The sequence below is a fragment of the Rhodopila globiformis genome (assembly GCF_002937115.1).
Taxonomy (GTDB): domain Bacteria; phylum Pseudomonadota; class Alphaproteobacteria; order Acetobacterales; family Acetobacteraceae; genus Rhodopila; species Rhodopila globiformis.
The window spans coordinates 1-18,105 of record NZ_NHRY01000159.1; the positions used below are offsets into that span (position 1 = coordinate 1).

Here is an 18,105-nt window from a genome sequence, read left to right on the forward strand (position 1 = left end):
CGCCCTCAACATCCTGCGGTTCAACAAGGTCAACAACGTCGCCGACGCCCTTTGGCGCAACGCCATGAACCTCAACCGTGTCCTGGCATATGGCGGAACCTGAAGTAATCAGAATCGAATGACCTTGGTTCAGACCCTGAAGCAACCGGGGTTAGGGCTCGGCAGGGACAGCGGCGACGCCTCGAGCTATGCGATCCACCTCAACACGATGTACCAGGCAGCTCCAGATGGTAGGCCCGGTTGCCTTGGGCGGCGGCCTAAAACACGAAGGGCGGGTATTTGCACTGGCAGATGTGGCAGCGTCGGGCTTCGTATTCCCGCAACATCGCCTGATGGGGTGTCTCGGTTGTGGGGGCCTCCTCGATCGCCCAACCGTCGTCAGGCGCCTTCCTGACGCTCAGCTGCATTTGGACCAGCCGCAATGAACGCAGCTGAGGCAGCCGGCCTCGCGCACCAGCCCAGGTTGGCTGCATTTCGGGCACAACGGACCAAGCGCGGTCGCGGCGGCCGGTGATGTCGCGTTGGCGGCCTTCTGGACGATCGGTTCTGCCGGCGTCAAAAAGCCCGTGTCAATCATGTGCCGTTCGATGACGTCGCCGATCGCGGCGACCAGCGATCCGACATAGCGGCCGTTCGTCCATTGACCGCCGCGCGGGTCAAACACCTGCTTGAGTTCTTCGGCGACGAAGGCCACCTCGCCGCCACGACGGAATACTGCGCTGATCATCCGCGTGAGCGCCACGACCCAGGCGTAGTGTTCCAGGTTCTTCGAGTTGACGAAAACTTCGAAGGGGCGGCGCCCGCTATCCGTCTCGATGTCGTTGATGGTGACGTACATCGCATGCTCGCTGTCGGGCCAGCGCAGCTTGTAGGTGGCGCCAACGAGTTTCTCGGCGCGAAGCAGCAACTCTCCCACGGCGGGGGCAGGCGAGGCGGCTGACGTCGCGGGTTTCACTTCGAGGACGGACCCGGTGATGGCGTTCGGGCGGTAGGTGGTGCAGCCTTTGCAGCCGCTGCGGTAGGCATCCAAGTAGACCGCCTTGAACGCCTCGAAGCTGATATCCTCCGGGACGTTGACCGTCTTGCTGATGGCGCTGTCGACGTGTCGCTGCACGGCGGCCTGCATCCGCACATGCTCTGCTGGGGTGAGGTCCTGGGCGGTGACAAAGCTGTCAGGCAGTTTGGCGTCCTCGCCATAAAGGTCCCGGAAGCGACGCAGCGCATAGTCCGAGACTTCCTCCTCGATCCTGGAGCCGTCCGGCTGTGTGACCTTGCGTGTGTAGGCCAGTGCGAACACCGGCTCGATGCCGGACGAGACGTTGTCGGCGACCAGGGAGATCGTGCCGGTCGGCGCGATCGACGTCAGCAGCGCGTTCCTGATCCCGCACGCGGCAATGAGTTCGCGGACATCGTTATCGAGCGCGCGGACCGTCTCGCCGGCGAGGTAGGCGTCCCGGTTGAACAGCGGGAATGCGCCCTTCTCCTCGGCTAGGCAGGCTGAGGCGAGATAGGCGGAGCGGCAGATCTGCCGGGCCCACTCCCCTGCCCGTTCGGCCGCCTCTGGCGACCCGTATCGGAGGTCAACCATCATCAGCGCGTCGGCGAGACCGGTCATGCCGAGGCCGATTCGGCGCTTGGCGATGGCTTCCTGCCGCTGCTCCTCGAGCGGGAAGCCGGAAACGTCGATGGTGTTGTCCATCATGCGAACGGCGATCGACACAAGTGCGGCGAGTTCGGCCTCGTCGACATGGGCGCTCGGTGTGAACGGGTTGCGCACCAGGCGGCCAATGTTGATCGATCCGAGCAGACAGGCGCCATAGGGCGGCAGGGGTTGCTCGCCGCAAGGGTTGGTGGCGTGGATCGTCTCGCAATAGGCGAGGTTATTGCGGGCGTTGATGCGGTCGATGAAGATCACGCCTGGCTCGGCGTAATCGTAGGTCGCGCGGATGATGGCGTCGAACAGCGATTTGGCACGGATCGTCCTGTAGACCCTGCCGTTGAAGATCAGATTCCAGTCAGCGTCCGCCGCGACCGCCGTCAAGAACGGGTCAGTGACAAGGACCGACAGGTTGAAGTTGCGGAGGCGACCTGCCTCGCATTTGGCCGCGATGAAGTCCTCGATATCGGGGTGGTCGCACCGCATCGTGGCCATCATGGCGCCGCGCCGGGCACCCGCCGACATGATCGTGCGGCACATGCTGTCCCAGACGTCCATGAACGACAACGGGCCGGAGGCATCCGCGCCGACGCCGCGCACTGGCGCACCCTTCGGTCGCAGCGTCGAGAAATCGTAGCCGATGCCACCGCCCTGCTGCATGGTCAGCGCCGCTTCACGGAGATGGTGGAAGATGCTGCCGAGATCGTCGCCGATCTCGCCCATGACGAAGCAGTTGAAGAGGGTTACGCGTCGGCTGGTGCCGGCGCCTGACAAGATCCGACCGGCCGGAAGGAAACGGAAGTCCTGCAGGGCCTCGTAGAACGGTCCCTCCCAGCGTGCCGGTTCAGCTTCGGCCTGAGCCAGTGCGCGGGCCACCCGCCGCCAGCTATCCTCGATGGTGAGGTCGACCGGCGCGCCGTCGGCGTCCTTGAGCCGGTATTTTGCGTCCCAGATCTGTCGCGAGATCGGGGCGGCATTGGCCAGGGCGGAGGTGGCGTGGGGCTCTACGTTCATGTCCATGATCTACTCCTGTTCTCGAGGCGTCTGGTGCCCTGTTTCACCCCGACCACCCGGTCGCGCGGCCGTGCCGAGGGCAAGGGCGACGCGGCATTTCCGCGGCGGGAGCGCCAGCGACGCACCCTTGCGGCCGGTGCGGCGGCGTGGCTCACCTCCCTCATCCGAACTGCCTCAGCAACGCGGCGGCCGAGGCTCGATCGATGCGGGATGGGTCGGTCTGGCGGTCGGTCAAACGGTCAGACCCACGCAACCAGCCGTCCGAGCGGCTTTCGCCGGGAAGGTCGGCGATGAAGCAGGACGGGCTGGCGGAGCCGCGACGGAAGTCACAATGGGTGATTGTCACCCGCCGCATGCCACGCGTGATTGCCACATACGCGAGCCGGCGCTCCTCGGAAAGGTCGCCATAGTCAGGCGGAAACGAGCCCGCCTCCCAGGCCGGCAGAAAGACGTGCGGGAACTCGAGCCCCTTCCCCTTGTGGAGCGTCATCAGCCGGACCTGGTCGGCATTCCCTTCCTTCGGCCCACTGGTGGACAGGGCGGCGTGGTCAAGCAGTTCACGCCCGGTGTGAAAGCTGCCGGCGAGTTGGATCAGCTCCTGCACATTCTCCAGCCTGCCTTCCGTCGTCTCCGCCTTGCTGTCGCGCAGCATCGCGCGGTAGCCGGTCGCATCCAGTAGCAGCGACATTTGATCAGCGAGTGTCGCCGCGCGGTCCCGAGCCACGCCCTTGATGGCGTCCACGAAGGCAAGCCCGGCTGAGCGTGTCTTCGGCGGCAAGGCGGCGGTTTCCAGCGCGGTCAGCAAAGGCACCTGTCGCCAGGCGGCTTCGTTCTCCACTTCCTGCAGCGCCTTGGCGCCGAATCCGCGGGCCGGCACGTTGATGACGCGCCGGAAGGCCTCATCGGACTGCCGGTCCTTTGGTGTCGCGCAGAGGCGCAACAAGGCGAGCACGTCCTTGATCTCCGCCCTCTCGTAAAAGCCGACGTCGCCGACGAGGACGTAGGGGATTCGGGCGCGCATGAGCGCCTCCTCGAACTGACGGGAGAGCGCGTTGCTGCGGTAGAGGATCGCGAAGTCGGACCAGGCGAGGCCCTCGGCATGACGTCGCTGGATTTCAGCAACGATCCCGAGCGCCTCGGTTTCCGGGTTGCGGAATGGGACGACCTCGATGCGGTCGCCGATGGGCTTCCGGGTGAAGAGCGTCTTGCCCAGCCGGTTGCGGTCGCGCGAGATGACGGCGTTCGCGGCCGCGAGGATGTGTCCGGTCGAGCGGAATTTTTCCTCGAGGCGGACCTGCCGCGCGTTCGGGAAGTCTCTTGTAAAACGCCGAATATATTGAATGTCGGCGCCCCGGAACGAGTACACCGACTGGTCATCGTCGCCGACCGCGAAGAGCTGTTCGTGTCCCGCGCTGAGAAGCCGGAGCCAGTTATATTGCGCATGGTTGACGTCCTGGTATTCGTCGGCGAGCAGAACGTCGAAGCGCTCGCTCCATCGGTGCCGGTAGTTGGCGTTGCGCAGCAGCGCGAGAGTCGGCCAGAGCAGCAGATCTCCGAAATCGGCGGCGTTCCCGTCGCGGAGTGTCCGCTGATAATTGGCATACACGCGGGCGCTGCCTCTCAGTCCGTCTGGGTCGACGGGCGTTCCCAATCGCAGCGCTTCTGCGATCATGGCTTCGACGTGGGCCGGCGCATCCTGCGGCGTGATCAGATTGTCCTTGAACTTGGACAGCTGGTTGCACATGACCTTCAGCGGATCGCGGCCGATCTGCATGCCCTCGTCGCCGGCGGCGAGGTTATGCGCCTTCATGATTCGCTTGACGATGCGCCGGCTGTCGTCGGCGTCGAGTATGTCGAAGCCGGGCCGCAGGCCGGCCACTTCGGGCTCGATCCGCAGCTGGCGGGCGGCGAGTCCGTGGAAGGTGCCGATCCAGTGTGGCGCGGCGTCCTGCCCGAGGCCCGCCCGGATACGGGCGATCATCTCGCCGGCGGCCTTGTTGGTGAAGGTGACGGCGAGAATGCGCGAGGGCGACACCGCGCATGCCTGGATGCGATGAATAACCGCGGCCGTGAGGGTCTTCGTCTTGCCGGTTCCGGCGCCGGCCAGGACCAGGACAGGTCCGGTTGCCTCTGCTGCCTCAAGCTGCTGCTCGGTCAGGTCGGAGAGAGCTGCGTGCCGCGGCGCGACGGCGCTACTGGATTTCAACATGACAATTGTATCCGTGGCAGACGAGGATTTCCTCGTCGGTTGTGAACAAGGTGAAATCCGCGTCGAAGTCCCACGCGCCGGTCTCGTCGCGCTGGCCGTCCACCACAACGCCCTCCGCGATCTGGGAGCCGTCATGTGCCTCCGCGACGACGTAGGTTTCGGTCAGGCTGTTGCCGGTGAGCGGCCAGACGGTCCTGCGCCCCTGGCCCGGGAACAACCTGGAGAAACTGGTTGCCAAGGTCCGGATGGTCTGCTCCCGCTCGACCACGGCGCTCATGTCGCCTGGCCGTTCGACATCACCATCCGCGCGCGTCAGTTCGCGCAGCTTGGCCAGGAACAAAGCTGCCGCGATCCGGGGCGGCCACGGCTCCCACGGCTGCATCCCGTCGAGGCGTGGCAGCGGGTCCGCCGCGACGGGTTCCAAGCGGATCTGCAGGCTGTCCCGGATATCCTGGCGCAACCAACCCGTGACGTGAAACGCCTCCGATGCTGCGGCCAGGTGGTCGGCTTGCTTGTGGAGGAGGTAGTCGGCGCCATGCCACGGCTGGACGGCATAGCGGGTGACGATCGCGGCGCGCAGGCGATCGCTCACGGTTTTGAAATCTTCGCCGAGATGCGGCTTCAAGGGCGAGATCGGGTCGAAGCAGAGGAAGCCTTCCTCGGCATCGTGCAGCAGCTCGCGCAACGCTTCGGCCCGAGAGAGGGGCTGGAGCGCATTCGTCGTCTGCCGCATCACCAGCACGAGCAGGCTGTGCTGGGCAACCGAGAGCGGCAGCTCCCAGCGTGAATGGCCACCCCAGCGATAAGTTCGTGACAGGCTGATAGCCAGGTCGCGATCCGTCCATGCGTCGGCGTCGGGCTGCAACAAATCGAGCCGACGTCCGGAGGGGAGCAACACCCAGGCGCGGTCGGGCTTCATACCCCCCTCCCCTGCCGCAGCACATCGTTCCAATCCGTCCCGTTGGTTGGCCGCAATCGCTCGAATGGGATGCCGGCCTCGACGGCGATAGTTTGATGCTGGCTGGCAAAGCGATCGCCGGCGGTGTTTGCATCGGCGGCGCTCACCAAGACGCTCCCGGCCGCCCGTAGGCCGGTCAGGACGGCTCGAATCGCGTCGATCGTGCCAGGACCTATCCCGCCGCCGGTTGCCACGTAGATTGTGTCTCGCCGAATGTTCTCGAGGGCCGCCAGGCTCAGCGCGTCGATAGGCGCCTCGAGCACGGCCAGCCGGCATGGTGACAGACCGCCCGTCAACCGAAACAGGGTTTTGGTTCCGCCACGGAGCGAGCCTTTGAAGTCGGGGCCGCGAACTTCGATGTGGCAGACCTGACCGGCTGGATCACGATGCGCGAACCACGCGCTCCTGTAAGCCCCGTCTCGTACGGCGTCGGCCTCGCTCGCGGCCAGAAGGACGGTGCGCGGGAGGGCGCGGGCCCCAGTCAGGTAGTCCCAGGCGCGCGAACCCGGCCGTAGGCGTGGTCGGCTTGCCCAGCGCTCGGGCAGCGGTCGGTCGGCTTGGGACGTCTCACGCTTGGGCAGGGCTTCCGGGTAGGTCGGGGAGAGCCCGACAAAGGGCCGCAGCACCTTCCGCACCTGGCCGAAGTTGAGGTGGGGGTCCAGGAATTGGACGAGATCGAACACATCCCCTTTGGCGGAACCCTGGGCATCCCACCAGCCCCGCCCGTCATGATTGACGATGACCACTTCGCCCTGGTGCCGTCGGTATTTCAGGGCGCGGCGTGTGCTGCCCTTGCGGTCCAGCTGCCAGGGCGGTGTCGCCCGCTCCAACAGGACGGCGCAGCTTACCTCCTGCCTGAATTGATCCAGTTCGGCGTCATGCCCCGACATCGCACATCTCTCCTGATGGGGATTGGCGGGTGCGCTGTGGGCGGCTGAGTCAGCCATCCTCTTCACCACGCCCTCATGGAGACCGTCCGACCGCGAAGCCGGCGCGGGGCAAGGGCGCCCGAGGGTCCATCGCGCCTACGCGATGAACACCAGCTCTGGGCGGCCGCGAAGCGGCTTCCCTTGCGGCACGCCCGGCGTCAGCGGTAGCCCTCACCATCCCGTCTCCCCATTTGCCGCGGGGAGTGTCAGCGCGAGGCTTGCGAATGACGGTGCGTCTGGCGCCGCGGGCTCGGCGGCCGAAGCCAGGTACGGGTTAAAGCTTCCCGCGGTAGCCGCAGCGCTGGAGATGCTCCCGGTAGGTCTCGTCCAGCACCCCTGCCCCGTGCGCGAGCTGGTGCAGGTTGAGGTCGCCGCCGTAGTTCAGTTCGAGGAAGACCGGCCCATCAGCCGTCAGCGCGATGTCCCATGACTGTGTGCGAATGCCGGCGAAAACCTGACTGGCCGTTCGCACCATATCGGTCAGGTCCCGCCAGCCTGGGACGGTCGTGCCGACGATGGCCGCGCCAGTGTCGGGGTGCGGCGCATCGACCACCAGGTCCGCGCCGGCGCCATGCACCACCCTGGTGATGCGTCCGGATGCCAAATCGATGGCCCCGAGCCGATTGCCCTGCCGCCAGTAATTGTCCGCCGGGTTGGTCCCCGTTGCGATCTTGGCGACGGCGCGGTGGATCACTGGGCCGCTCGGGGTGACGAGGACCAGCAGGCGCGCGGACCAAAGCCGCGGTCCGAAACGCGCGGCCAAATCCGGCGCCGGGGCAAGGCGACGCTGGATAAGGAAGCCAGGTCTGTCAGCCAGCGAAGCTGCAACGTCGACGACGTTCTGTCGTGTTCCATCGAGGAGGAGCACCTCGTCGGCGTCGGAGTCGAAGCTGTCTGCGCTCAAGACGGACAGGCTATATTTCCCGGCCACAGGTTTGGCGAAGAGCGGGTAGACGGAGGCGTCGCGTAGCTTGTCAGCCAGGGCGGCCGGATCGGTTATCGTTGGGGCGGTCGGCAGATAGCGGCCCGCCTGAGTGATTGCGGTCAGTTTCGGTGTCCGCAGACCCGCACCGTCCATGACGGACTGAAACAGGATCTTGTCTCCAGATGCGGCGAACCACTCGCGCGCGCCGGCAGCGACATGCATGGGGTGCTGCGCGATCTTTCCCACGAAGCACTGCTTGTTGGCCCTTTCTTGAGGCGCGTCCCACAGGCGGTAGTAGAAATACTCCTGAGGCGTCAGCCTCCCCGGTCCTCTCCGGAGCGCGAGCACCTCTGCCGCTATCCCGGTCGCCCTCTTTCCTGCGGCTAAAGCGGCCCTCAGGTTTTCGGACAAGTCGATATTCGGGATGCCGGCCAGCTGGCTGTATGAGGCGGGGCTGATGTTTGTCGAATTGCTCATCGTTGTCTCGCTGGTCGTTGTGGTTTCCCACCCCACCATGAGTCCATGCGAATAGGCGCTATCGGGCCGTTCGGGTGAAGTCTGGCAACTCCACCGTAGCCAGCCGATCCGATGGCCGCCCCGGCCTACACCGACACGTGTTCGGAATTTCCACCACGACCACGGACGTCAACAAAGTCCGAATCGTGTTTTTAGGAACACTTGGCTCCTAAGGAGCGCGGGCGACCTGCAGCGGTTGAGTTAATGCCTCATGCGGAGCGCGCATCTGCAGAGCAGGCACGCATCTGCCATTCCGCACCGCCTTCGTGTTTTTGGGAACAGGTCTGACGCGGCTGATGCCGTGCGGCCCGGGGATCGAGCTTGGGATCAAGGCCAATTGTATCGTGTTTTCGGGAACGCAGGCACGTATGCCTGGGCTTTCTCGCTGGTTACCCTGCTTCGTGTCTTTAGGAACGCGGCGTCAGGATCATAGCGTCGTTGGTAGACTGGTGGTCAGAGATCGCCGTGACGCGTCGACAAAATAAGACGTCTTACTAAAGGCAGCATCTTAGATGCTGATCGAAGTCTGGCATCGGCGATTTAGACCTGGTTGGGCCTGTCCGACGCCACTAAGCCAAAGGGGAAGGCTCGAAACGTGATAGCAACCTCCACCTCCTAAGCAATTTCTTCTCTTAAGGTGCGCGGAAAGCTGCTGGGATATTCGTGTCAATGGGAACGGCAGTGATAGTTGGTAATTGGAGTTCGCATGAGTGCAATTGGCTGTCAAGCACGAGACTTATCCACAGATGTTCAGACGTTAACAGCTAGAAGAGAAATATATTTCTCTTCTGAGTTAAAAAGTTAAGCCTGCCAAAGGGACCACAATCTCGTGCGATTCTAACAAGTTACCCGCTTCGGGTGTTCCCGAAGACACGAGCTATCGTTCCCGATAACACGGCACTGATTGTACCCGAAGACACGACGGTTTCACAGGGGCCTGTGGATAACTTGACGCCGACTCTAAGCGAAAAATTTTTGGCTGGTCGCCCTCATCCGATTTGTACCTGATAACACGAAGCGAGGCCGTCCTCAATGACACAATGGGTCGGGACGAGGCGACTTCTCGGGGCCAACGAACACACTCCAAGCAGCAGAGAATGGCCTTTAAGCCTCTGATAGGGCTTGGTAGTGGCTAAGCAGAGGGGTGGGTCAGTCATCGCTGCGGTGTCGTTGAGCGGAGTACCGTCAGGGAGGGGCGCCGACTCGGCTATAGGGGCGTTCCCAATGACACGAAGCTGGATTCCTCACTCGGACACATGAAATCACGTTAAATCAATCAACTACGAGATATTTCCGAGATAGAAGTTCACTTGAGACGTGAACGGAACACCTGACGCTGAGGATAGCACTTCGTGTTTTCAGGAACGCGCCGTTGGACAGGGCTCTGGGGCGGGCAACCGGCGCGCGCGAGGGCAGTGTTCGGGTTTTCGGGAACGCGGCTACGCAGGTTGGTGCGGCCGGCCTTTAAGACGTGGTGCTGTCACCGAGTCGTGTATCCGACTCGTGTTTTCGGGAACGCCCCCTCCCCGCCCCCTATCGGTGGTTCGACCGGCAGGCTACTCGTCGTCGGAGTCCTCGAGCCGGGGTTCATCGTCAAGCGGTTCATCATCAAATGGTTCGCCGTCATCCGCATGGTCGGCGGATGGGGCGCTGTGAGGAAGCTCGGCCGGAGCAGCATGCTCGAAAGCGCGTGGCGGCGCCTGCCGATCCTTACGCTTCGAGCGATAGCGCGGGATCTCGTAGCCCGGGTGTGTGAGGTCGAGCGCCGAACGCCGAGTCATCCGGATCCGGGGCTCTTTGGTCTTTGCGTCGACCTCCCAGGCCAGGAAAAATTCTGGAAGGCCGTTCCGTTCGACCACCTTCTCCATCTCGAACTTGAACCGGCGGTAGCTTCCTTCGGCACCCGACTTCTCAAACAGCGTTTTTATGGTGACGGCGAATCCCAGGCTGTCGGCACCCCCTGCGTGCTTTCGTGCGACGCGGTAAAGCCAACGCTCACGGCCGCCCGTGATCTCAAAATACTTTGGGTCGATGGCGAGGACGCCGCCTTCCATGATGACGCCTTCATGGAACCACTCGCTGACCGTGATCGTCATGCCGCGGCTCTGCCCGGTCTCATCGTCGATGAGGTCGGTCCAACCCTCGATCCAGCCAAACTGGCGCTCTTTTCGCTTGCCTTTGGCACGGATGTTGGTGACGACGACCGTGGACTGCAGCCGGGCCATGGCCTCGCGGATGCGCAGATACTCACGGCCGCCGGTGGGCCGGCCAATGGCTCGGAGCAGGTCGTAGGGTTGGAAGGAGAGCTTGCGGCTGATGTCGTTCTCTCGGCGGTTCTTCCGTTCGGTAATCACCGATGCCGCCCAGATTAAAATATCTGCATCCCATATCGTGGCCATTCCGTAGTCGGAATGCGGCAGGACCTTAACAAAGGTGGATCCGTCCGGGCTCGTATAGTCGATCGGCTTCAGTCGCTTGCGCTTCGCGAGGCTGAAGAATGGCCGCTCCATCGTCTCGCGTTGATCGCGGAGTGGCAGGTCCGTGACGAATGGCACGAACAGGTCGAACTGCTCCTCGTCGCGCTTCTTCGACATTCCTCTACCCCTACGCTGCTCCAACTCAATGTTGGGAAAATCCTGAACCACGAAACCACGAAACCCCGAAACAGGGAAAGCGGGCCAAGCGCCTTAGCGCCGCTGATGCTTGCGCTCATCCTGGAGATCGTCCTCGTCGATCTCGAACCCCTGCGCCTTCAACGCCAGCAAGACCTGGACGCGGATGGTGACCCCGGTGTTCGCGTAGCGGCGGCGCAGCTCCCGCATCACATGGTCGGGGACCTTGGTTGAGAGCGAAAGTTCGGGCGAGCGGCGCCGAGGCGGTTCCGCCGGCGGGCTTGCCTCTACCCCGACCGATCGGGGCATCGTCTCCGGGTTGAGCGTGCGGACCGATCCGTTCTTGACGCCGCGTAGGAGTGCTTCTGGCGTTTCAAACTGCTCGGCACCCGCGAATCGAGAATCATTTGGGTCGGTCCGCTGCGGTAGCGGCGCATCGGATGGAACCGTTGGGCTCAGGTCGGGTGCCTGCAGCGAGGGGCGTGTCTTTGATCCGGCCATGCTCGTCCTCACGCAGCTGCAGCGGCGTTGGCGACCGCCATGAGTGCCATCATCTCGTCGAACACGGCGATGAAGTTCTTAGCGGCGTTTGAGCCGCGATCGTGGAGGTGAGGAATGTGGGCTGAATAGGTCATTTCCTTCCACACGGCGCGGTCGCCGAAAGCCGCGGTCAGTACGTGGGCCCCTACCCTCTCATATTGCTCGCGAAGGAAGCCTTCGACCCGCGGACGAACTGCGCCCGCGCTGGTTCGGGCCAGAAGCACCCCGCGTGCGATGTTGCGATGACTGATTTCGGCGGCTTCGACCACTTGACGCCAAGTTTCGACACCGCACCGTAGATCGGTGCCACTCATCTGCGAGGGGACGATCACTAGGTCGGCGAGCGCCATGGCGACCTGTGTGTCGTTGGTTGCGGCACCCATGAGATCAATCACGACGTTGTCATGGGTCTTGGCGAGCTCGCGTACGAGCGTGGTGACCCGGTGCTCGCTATCCGGAACGGCAATCTGAAGGTCCTTGAGTTCGGGGACGCGGCGGAAGAACTCGCCGAGCGGTCGGTTGGGGTCGAGATCCAGAGCCGCGACGGACGTCTTGCGCGCAACAAGTTCCGCCACCGTACACATTGCGGCAGTCGTCTTCCCGGAGCCGCCTTTGACCTGGGCGAAGGTGATGATGGCCATGTCGATGTCAGACCCTGTTGCTTGAAAGCGGGGTTCCAGGAAACCGGGAAACCACGCAAACGGAGTTTCACGCTTACCCGATTCGTGGGAAGTCCGCAACGCGGAAACCGGGCAAACGGGGAACACGCAAAGTCAGAAAGAGGGAAAGCATGAAATCGGGAGAGCACGAAAGCCCGTTAACCCGGAACCCAGCGATCCTGTAAGCGGGAAATCCCGTAAGAAGGATACCGGCGAACATCGAAAGCGGGTAACAGAGAAACCGGGAAACCAAGAATCTCCGTAAGTCCGAAACCGGGAAAACCCGAAAGCCCGAAACCCCGAAAACTGGCTTATGGTCGAAAGAAATGGCGCGGTCGCCACGCACCTGTCTGCCCGGACGCGAATGGCCCGCTTCGATGCGCGGGCCATTATGGGTTGGCCCAACCGAAAGCATCGTGGCCCGAAACCGGGTAAACGGGCAACCACGAAAGCCCGAAACCCCGGAGGCGGGCGAACACCATTCGCGTTGTCCATGGTCATCGCCCGAGCCTGCCGCAAGGGAAAAGGGCCACCCCGGTGCGCCCCTGGTGGCAGGTGGCCCACTGGATTCGGACGCGGGCGGGCGTCTCTTGGGACGACAAAGGCAGCGCATCTCCAGCGTGCGGTGCTCTGCTGGCTGCATCGGATAGCGCAAGTCGCATCGGTGGGGGCGAGATCTCGCGCGCGGGCGACGCGCGGCAGGGGAGAGGAGTGATTTCGCGGCCATCGGGTGCTACCGATTCACCGCGATGGCCCACCCCGCCAAGTTCACCAAGTGGTATCCCGCGTGGCGCGGCTTTTTGCCCTCGATCATGCGACTTGCTCCTTGCGAGATCGGATCGCCGTCGACGATCCCAGTGTCGTCTGAACGAGACGCCGCCGTACATCGTGGTCGGGTCGTTACAACACGCCGCTGAGCGGATGCCCGTCGAACAGGTCGCCGAATTCGAGATATTCCCCAAGGACGTCAAAGCTCTTGTGCCGTCCCAGGCGTTTCAGTTTGGCCGGATGAACACCGTGGTCCATGCCCGTTGTGAGCGCGCCGCGTTTGAGGCTGTGGCCGCCGAGATCGCTCCGGCCAAAACCGGCGGCCATCGCGCGCGCCTGGACGATCTGGGCCACGGTCTGCGGGCTGATCGCTTGCGTGCCAATCCGGGGCAGGGCAGGGGGCTCGCCGGTGACTACCGTCTTCGGGCGAGGCGGCAGCCAGATCCGCCGGAAGACAGGGCCCTCGGTCAGCCCGGCGGCCTGCTGCCACGCCTCCAGCGCATGCACCGGACAGAGCTCGGTATCGCCATAGGGCAGGGGGACCGTAACTGCGTCGGTCTGCTCGCCCTTGGATTGCGGCAGGGTGAGCCGGATGCCGCGGTCGGTCTTCTCCAAATGTTCGAAGCGGATCGCCGCCAGCTCCGAGCGCCGCAGCGCGCCGGCGAAGCCGACCAAAAGGATGGCCCGGTCGCGCAGGCCCCGCACGTCACTGGCGATGGGCGCCAGCAGGCGGAGCAGAATGGTCGCCGTGGCCGCCACTTTCTTTCGTGGGGTCTGGCCTTTTTTGGCGGCCTCGCGACGAATGCCGGCCAGCGTCTCCGAGACACAGACATCGTCGGTCGGTACCGGGCAGCCGGCGGCGCGGTGCAGGTAGCGGATCGCCGCCCGGCGCAGTTTCAGGGTTTCGGGCGAGAGCTTGCGGCCGCGTTCGCCGGCGAGGAAGGCCGCGACGTCCTGGCCGGAGGCGGGCAGGGGAGGGAGGTCGTGCCGGGCGCACCAGGCGCACCAGGCCCGGACCGCCGCACGGTAGGCGCGGCGGGTGTTTTCCGCCTTGGCCATGCGGCGATAGGTGTCGGCCGCTTCGCGCTCGCTGGCCAGGGTGCCATCGATGATCGGCTCGCTGGCCTCGACGGCCGCGTCGAACCAGGCGCGCACTTGTTCGGGTGCCGCTCCGACCGGCGCCGGCACGAGCGCGCGCGACGGTGGCAGGAGCTCAGGCACGGCGTCCTGCGGGTCGTCGCTGGCGTCGATCTGGCTGTGCAAAACGCTTCCTCCGGCTGTCCAAGAATGCCTGAATGGCCTAGACCCAACAGTCGTGTCACCAGCCGCCAAATCGGCGGCAATGCCGAGGCGTCAACGCCAGAGTCCCTCGAAGCGGCTACCTGCGACCCTTGTGTAATGGACCGTGTGCTTCGGATCCCGGTGCCCGAGGTAATCCTGGATCAGGCGTAGATCATATCCCCGGTTGGCGAGGTAGAAGCCACATGAGTGGCGCAGCATATGCGGGTGCACCGGCACCAGCTCGGCCCGCCCAGCGGCCATAGCGATGAGGTAATTCACGGACTGCCGTGTGAGGGGCTGCTGGCGCTCGGACAGGAAAAGCCAAGGGAGCGCATCGGTCCGAGTGCTGAGATAGCGCTTGAGGGATCGGAGCTCGTCACCGGCGATCGGGTGCTCGACGGCCAGCCCATTCTTGAGCCTTTGGACCCAGAGCCGCGCGTGGTCGAGGTCGACTTCGTCACGGCGGAGGCTGATCGCCTCGCTGACACGCAGACCGTGACGAAACATCATGAGGATCAGGAGATGATCCCGGATCCCGTGCCGTCCGGCCTTGGCGGCGTCGAGCAAGGCAGTGATTTCGGTTTCACTCAGAAAATCCTTACGCCGCTCATGGGCGTCAGTCGTGGCCGCTGCGTCACTTTTTACATTTCGCCGGTCGGTTGGTGATGAACGTGACATGGGAATCCCGCGGATTTCCTCGGCATCACAATAGCACTTTTTACAAAATGCGGGTTTTGTAAAAAGTTGGCGGCGCGGCATCACTGCGCCTTTTATGGGATCTCCCACCGTGACAGCTCGCGACCGAACGAATTCTCCCGACCGATGGGTCATGACGCCTTCGGATCGGACACTCGTCATGGCCAAGCACCACGCCAACCGGCTGGGCTTCGCCGTGCTGCTGGCGTTCTTCCGTGGCTGTGGGCGATTTCCCCGTGCTGCCGCAGAGGCCGATCGAGAGATCGTCGACGAGATTGCGCGGCAGCTCGCCATCGAGGTGCCCGGTGATTTTTCGCTGAGCCTGTCAGGACGCACTGCCGAACGGCACCGTGCCGAGATCCGTGCTTTGCTTGGATTTCGGGAAGCGACCGTTGCCGACGCGGCGCTGCTCGAAGCCTGGTTGCAGGATCAAGTGCCGGGCGTCGGGGCGATGCCGGATCAGTTGGCTGCGCTCCTCGAGACGCAGTGCCGCGAGCTTTCCATCGAGCCGCCCGCAGTCGATCGCATCGAGCGGATCGTCCGTGCCGCAATCCATGCTCATGATGAGCGTTTCTATGTCGGCACTTTAGCCCGCCTCACCCCGGAAACGCGCGACAAGCTGGAAGCGCTGCTGCGTCCCGCCGGGAACGAGCCCGACGCTCCGGTGTCCGAAAAGCCTGCGCAACCGGCGCCGGCACTGCTTCTGCGGTTGCGTAGCGATCCGGGCAAGCCGAGCCTGGCCAGCGTTCAGGACGAACTGGCCAAGCTGGAGCTGATTCGCAAGATCGAGCTGCCTGTCGGCCTGTTCGGCGATGTGCTGCCCCATGAGTTGGAGCGGTATCGGCGGCGTGCCTCGACTGAGGCCCCCTATGAGCTCCGCCGGCATCCGGAGGCGGCCAGGCTCACATGGCTTGCAGCCTTCGTTCATCTGCGCAGCCGGACGTTGACCGATGACCTGATCGATCTTCTCATCGAAACCATCCACCACATCGGCGCCCGCGCCGAGCACCGGGTTGATCGCGAACTGCTCGACGATCTGAAGCGGGTCACGGGCAAGCAGAACTTATTGTTCGCGGTCGCCGGCGCCGCTCTGGAGAAACCGGACGGCATCGTGCGCGATGTCGTCTTTGCAGCCGTCGGCGAGCAGACCCTGCGGGATCTGGTCAAGGAAGCAAAGGCCACGGGTCCAACCTACAGAACCACGCTGCGTACCGTGATCCGGAATTCCTATAAGGGCCATTACCGCCGGATGGTGCCGCAAATCCTGCGATGCCTGGAATTCCGTTCGAACAACGAGCATCACCGTCCGATCCTGGAAGCCCTTGAACTCCTGAAGCGCTATGCCGATTCGAAACTTCAGACCTTCCCTTTTGAGGAAGTGGTCCCGATCGACGATATCGTGCGCGGGCTCTGGCGCGAGGCCGTCGTCGAACAAGATGCCAAGGGACGGCAGCGCATTAACCGGATCACCTATGAGATCTGCGTCCTGGAGGCCCTTCGCGACAAGCTGCGCTGCAAGGAAGTGTGGGTCGTCGGCGCCAACCGGTACCGCAATCCGGATGAGGATCTGCCCGCCGACTTCGAGGCCAAACGTATCCCCTATTATCAGGCGCTGAAGCTGCCTCTCGAAGCTGATCGTTTCGTCACCGACCTTCGGGCCGAGATGCGCGAGGCGCTCCAGACGCTTGACGGCGGCATGCCGAGCAATCGGCTCGTGCGGATCAGCCGAAAGCGGAAAAGGGACGGGTGGATCACGGTGACACCGTTTGATCCTCTGCCTGAGCCGTCCAACCTGATTGCCATCAAGGCCGAAATTGCCACGACCTGGCCGATGACCAATCTCCTCGACATGCTCAAGGAGGCCGACCTCCGGCTGAACTTCACCGACGTCCTGAAGAGCGGAACCGCCTATGAGTCCCTGGATCGCTCTGTTCTGCGTCCACGCCTCTTGCTGTGCCTGAATGGGCTCGGAACGAATGCCGGGTTTCAACGCATGGCGGGGCTGCAATCCGGTACGACCGCCAAGGACCTCACCTATGTCCGGCGTCGATACATCACGGCCGAGGGGCTGCGACAGGCCATTGCCATTGTCACCAACGGCACCCTGCACGCTCGCGATCCGAGGATCTGGGGTGACGGCACAACGGCCTGCGCGTCGGATTCCAAGCATTTTGGCGCCTGGGACCAGAACCTCACCACGCAGTGGCACGTCCGCTACGGCGGGCGCGGTGTCATGATCTACTGGCATGTCGACCGGAACTCGCTGTGCATTCATTCCCAGATCAAATCCCCGTCCTCCTCCGAGGTCGCATCAATGATCGAAGGGGTTATCCATCACTGCACCGAGATGGAGGTCGATCGTCAGTATGTGGATTCCCATGGCCAAAGCACGGTCGCCTTCGCGTTCTGCCGGTTGCTGGGCTTCCAGCTCATGCCGCGGCTGAAGGCGATGCACGTCCAGAAGCTATCCAGACCAGATGTCGGACAGCCGGATGCCTATCCGAACCTGCAGGCGATCCTGACAAAGCCGATCGACTGGGAACTTATTCGCCAGCAATACGACCAGATGGTCAAATACGTCACGGCTGTCCGCCTCGGCACGGCCGAGACCGAGTCGATCCTGCGCCGCTTCGTCCGGAGCAACATTCAACATCCAACCTACAAGGCCTTCTCGGAACTCGGCAGGGCGGTGAAGACCATCTTCCTATGCCGGTACCTTCACAGCGAAGCCCTCCGCCGCGAAATCAACGAAGGCCTCAACGTCGTCGAGCAGTGGAACAGCGCCAACGACTTCATCTTCTTCGCCCGCCGCGGTGAGATGGTGAGCAATCGCCGTGAGGATCATGAGATCAGCATGCTCGCCCTGCATCTCCTCCAGAACTGCATGGTGTATATCAACACCCTCATGTTGCAGCAGGTGTTGGCCGCGCCGCAGTGGTCAGGGAATCTCGTCGCCAGAGATCTCCGAGCCCTGACACCGCTGATCTGGGAGCACGTAAACCCCTATGGCCGCTTCGAACTCGACATGGAGGCTCGTCTGCCCATCGACTGACCGATTTGGCGGCTGGTGACACGACTGTTGGGTCTAGGCCATGGCGGGGCGTGAGCCGATGGGAGCCCACAACCGTGACAACGTGCCTTGCTGCCCCACCCTGGCCTCGTCCTGGAACCAGACCTCCAGCGGGGTCCCGTTCTGTATCACCGCATCGGGCAGTTTTGCCTCGACAATGGCCTTGAAGTTCGCCTTGAACGCCTCCTGCGCGGCCTCGTCCTTCTTCGGGTGGAACGGCCTCGCCGTCATCTTGCTCAGGCGCAGACGACGCAGCCATTTGGCCATGGTG

At 63.5% G+C, this 18,105-nt stretch carries 11 protein-coding genes and 1 pseudogene; 1 reads left to right on the forward strand and 11 read right to left on the reverse strand.

Annotated features, from left to right (window positions below):
- Positions 1 to 397: 397 nt before the first annotated feature.
- From CCS01_RS15525 to CCS01_RS36135, 10 genes are all read right to left on the reverse strand, one after another.
- Complete coding sequence (locus CCS01_RS15525) at positions 398 to 2,677, reverse strand: adenosylcobalamin-dependent ribonucleoside-diphosphate reductase (protein WP_104519708.1); 2,280 nt, start codon at positions 2,675 to 2,677, stop codon at positions 398 to 400.
- 154 nt (positions 2,678 to 2,831) lie between these two features.
- On the reverse strand, positions 2,832 to 4,880 hold the full coding sequence (locus CCS01_RS15530) for an ATP-dependent helicase (RefSeq protein WP_104519709.1): 2,049 nt from the start codon (positions 4,878 to 4,880) through the stop codon (positions 2,832 to 2,834).
- Entirely contained in the window at positions 4,864 to 5,799 is a 936-nt protein-coding gene (locus CCS01_RS34690; protein WP_204848299.1) for a hypothetical protein, read from the reverse strand. Before CCS01_RS34690 ends, CCS01_RS15530 begins: the two co-directional genes overlap by 17 nt.
- Positions 5,796 to 6,728 (reverse strand): DUF3991 and TOPRIM domain-containing protein, encoded by a 933-nt coding sequence (locus CCS01_RS15540; protein WP_204848300.1) that lies wholly within the window; start codon positions 6,726 to 6,728, stop codon positions 5,796 to 5,798. Before CCS01_RS15540 ends, CCS01_RS34690 begins: the two co-directional genes overlap by 4 nt.
- A gap of 313 nt (positions 6,729 to 7,041) precedes the next feature.
- Positions 7,042 to 8,169, reverse strand: a complete 1,128-nt coding sequence (locus CCS01_RS15545; protein ID WP_158258415.1) for a sugar-transfer associated ATP-grasp domain-containing protein — start codon at positions 8,167 to 8,169, stop codon at positions 7,042 to 7,044.
- Between the two features lie 1,595 nt (positions 8,170 to 9,764).
- Positions 9,765 to 10,802, reverse strand: coding sequence for a replication initiator protein A (locus tag CCS01_RS15550; protein WP_104519711.1), 1,038 nt, complete (start codon positions 10,800 to 10,802; stop codon positions 9,765 to 9,767).
- Between the two features lie 93 nt (positions 10,803 to 10,895).
- Positions 10,896 to 11,321 carry a hypothetical protein gene (locus CCS01_RS32880; protein WP_146101783.1) on the reverse strand — a complete coding sequence of 142 codons (426 nt, stop codon included), beginning with the start codon at positions 11,319 to 11,321 and terminating at the stop codon, positions 10,896 to 10,898.
- A gap of 8 nt (positions 11,322 to 11,329) precedes the next feature.
- Positions 11,330 to 12,001 (reverse strand): ParA family protein, encoded by a 672-nt coding sequence (locus tag CCS01_RS15555; protein ID WP_104519712.1) that lies wholly within the window; start codon positions 11,999 to 12,001, stop codon positions 11,330 to 11,332.
- A gap of 918 nt (positions 12,002 to 12,919) precedes the next feature.
- Positions 12,920 to 14,050 carry a site-specific integrase gene (locus CCS01_RS15560; protein ID WP_239992184.1) on the reverse strand — a complete coding sequence of 377 codons (1,131 nt, stop codon included), beginning with the start codon at positions 14,048 to 14,050 and terminating at the stop codon, positions 12,920 to 12,922.
- A 90-nt stretch (positions 14,051 to 14,140) separates the two neighbouring features.
- On the reverse strand, positions 14,141 to 14,926 hold the full coding sequence (locus CCS01_RS36135) for a tyrosine-type recombinase/integrase (protein ID WP_408887492.1): 786 nt from the start codon (positions 14,924 to 14,926) through the stop codon (positions 14,141 to 14,143).
- Between CCS01_RS36135 and CCS01_RS15570 the strand changes: the two genes are divergently transcribed.
- Positions 14,898 to 17,816: a Tn3 family transposase gene (locus CCS01_RS15570; protein ID WP_275112925.1), complete on the forward strand. Its 2,919-nt coding sequence runs from the start codon at positions 14,898 to 14,900 to the stop codon at positions 17,814 to 17,816. The genes CCS01_RS36135 and CCS01_RS15570 overlap by 29 nt on opposite strands.
- 60 nt (positions 17,817 to 17,876) lie before the next feature.
- Here CCS01_RS15570 and CCS01_RS15575 read toward each other — a convergent pair.
- Positions 17,877 to 18,105: pseudogene (locus CCS01_RS15575) on the reverse strand (winged helix-turn-helix domain-containing protein); the annotation flags it as partial.

What these genes read in the sequence shown, in the direction of transcription:
- CCS01_RS32880 (WP_146101783.1), bottom strand. Translation starts at nt 11,321, where the DNA reads ATGGCCGGATCAAAGACACGCCCCTCGCTGCAGGCACCCGACCTGAGC.
- CCS01_RS15525 (WP_104519708.1), bottom strand. Translation starts at nt 2,677, where the DNA reads ATGGACATGAACGTAGAGCCCCACGCCACCTCCGCCCTGGCCAATGCC.
- CCS01_RS34690 (WP_204848299.1), bottom strand. Translation starts at nt 5,799, where the DNA reads ATGAAGCCCGACCGCGCCTGGGTGTTGCTCCCCTCCGGACGTCGGCTC.
- CCS01_RS15540 (WP_204848300.1), bottom strand. Translation starts at nt 6,728, where the DNA reads ATGTCGGGGCATGACGCCGAACTGGATCAATTCAGGCAGGAGGTAAGC.
- CCS01_RS15550 (WP_104519711.1), bottom strand. Translation starts at nt 10,802, where the DNA reads ATGTCGAAGAAGCGCGACGAGGAGCAGTTCGACCTGTTCGTGCCATTC.
- CCS01_RS15555 (WP_104519712.1), bottom strand. Translation starts at nt 12,001, where the DNA reads ATGGCCATCATCACCTTCGCCCAGGTCAAAGGCGGCTCCGGGAAGACG.
- CCS01_RS15570 (WP_275112925.1), top strand. Translation starts at nt 14,898, where the DNA reads ATGACGCCTTCGGATCGGACACTCGTCATGGCCAAGCACCACGCCAAC.
- CCS01_RS36135 (WP_408887492.1), bottom strand. Translation starts at nt 14,926, where the DNA reads ATGACGAGTGTCCGATCCGAAGGCGTCATGACCCATCGGTCGGGAGAA.
- CCS01_RS15530 (WP_104519709.1), bottom strand. Translation starts at nt 4,880, where the DNA reads ATGTTGAAATCCAGTAGCGCCGTCGCGCCGCGGCACGCAGCTCTCTCC.
- CCS01_RS15545 (WP_158258415.1), bottom strand. Translation starts at nt 8,169, where the DNA reads ATGAGCAATTCGACAAACATCAGCCCCGCCTCATACAGCCAGCTGGCC.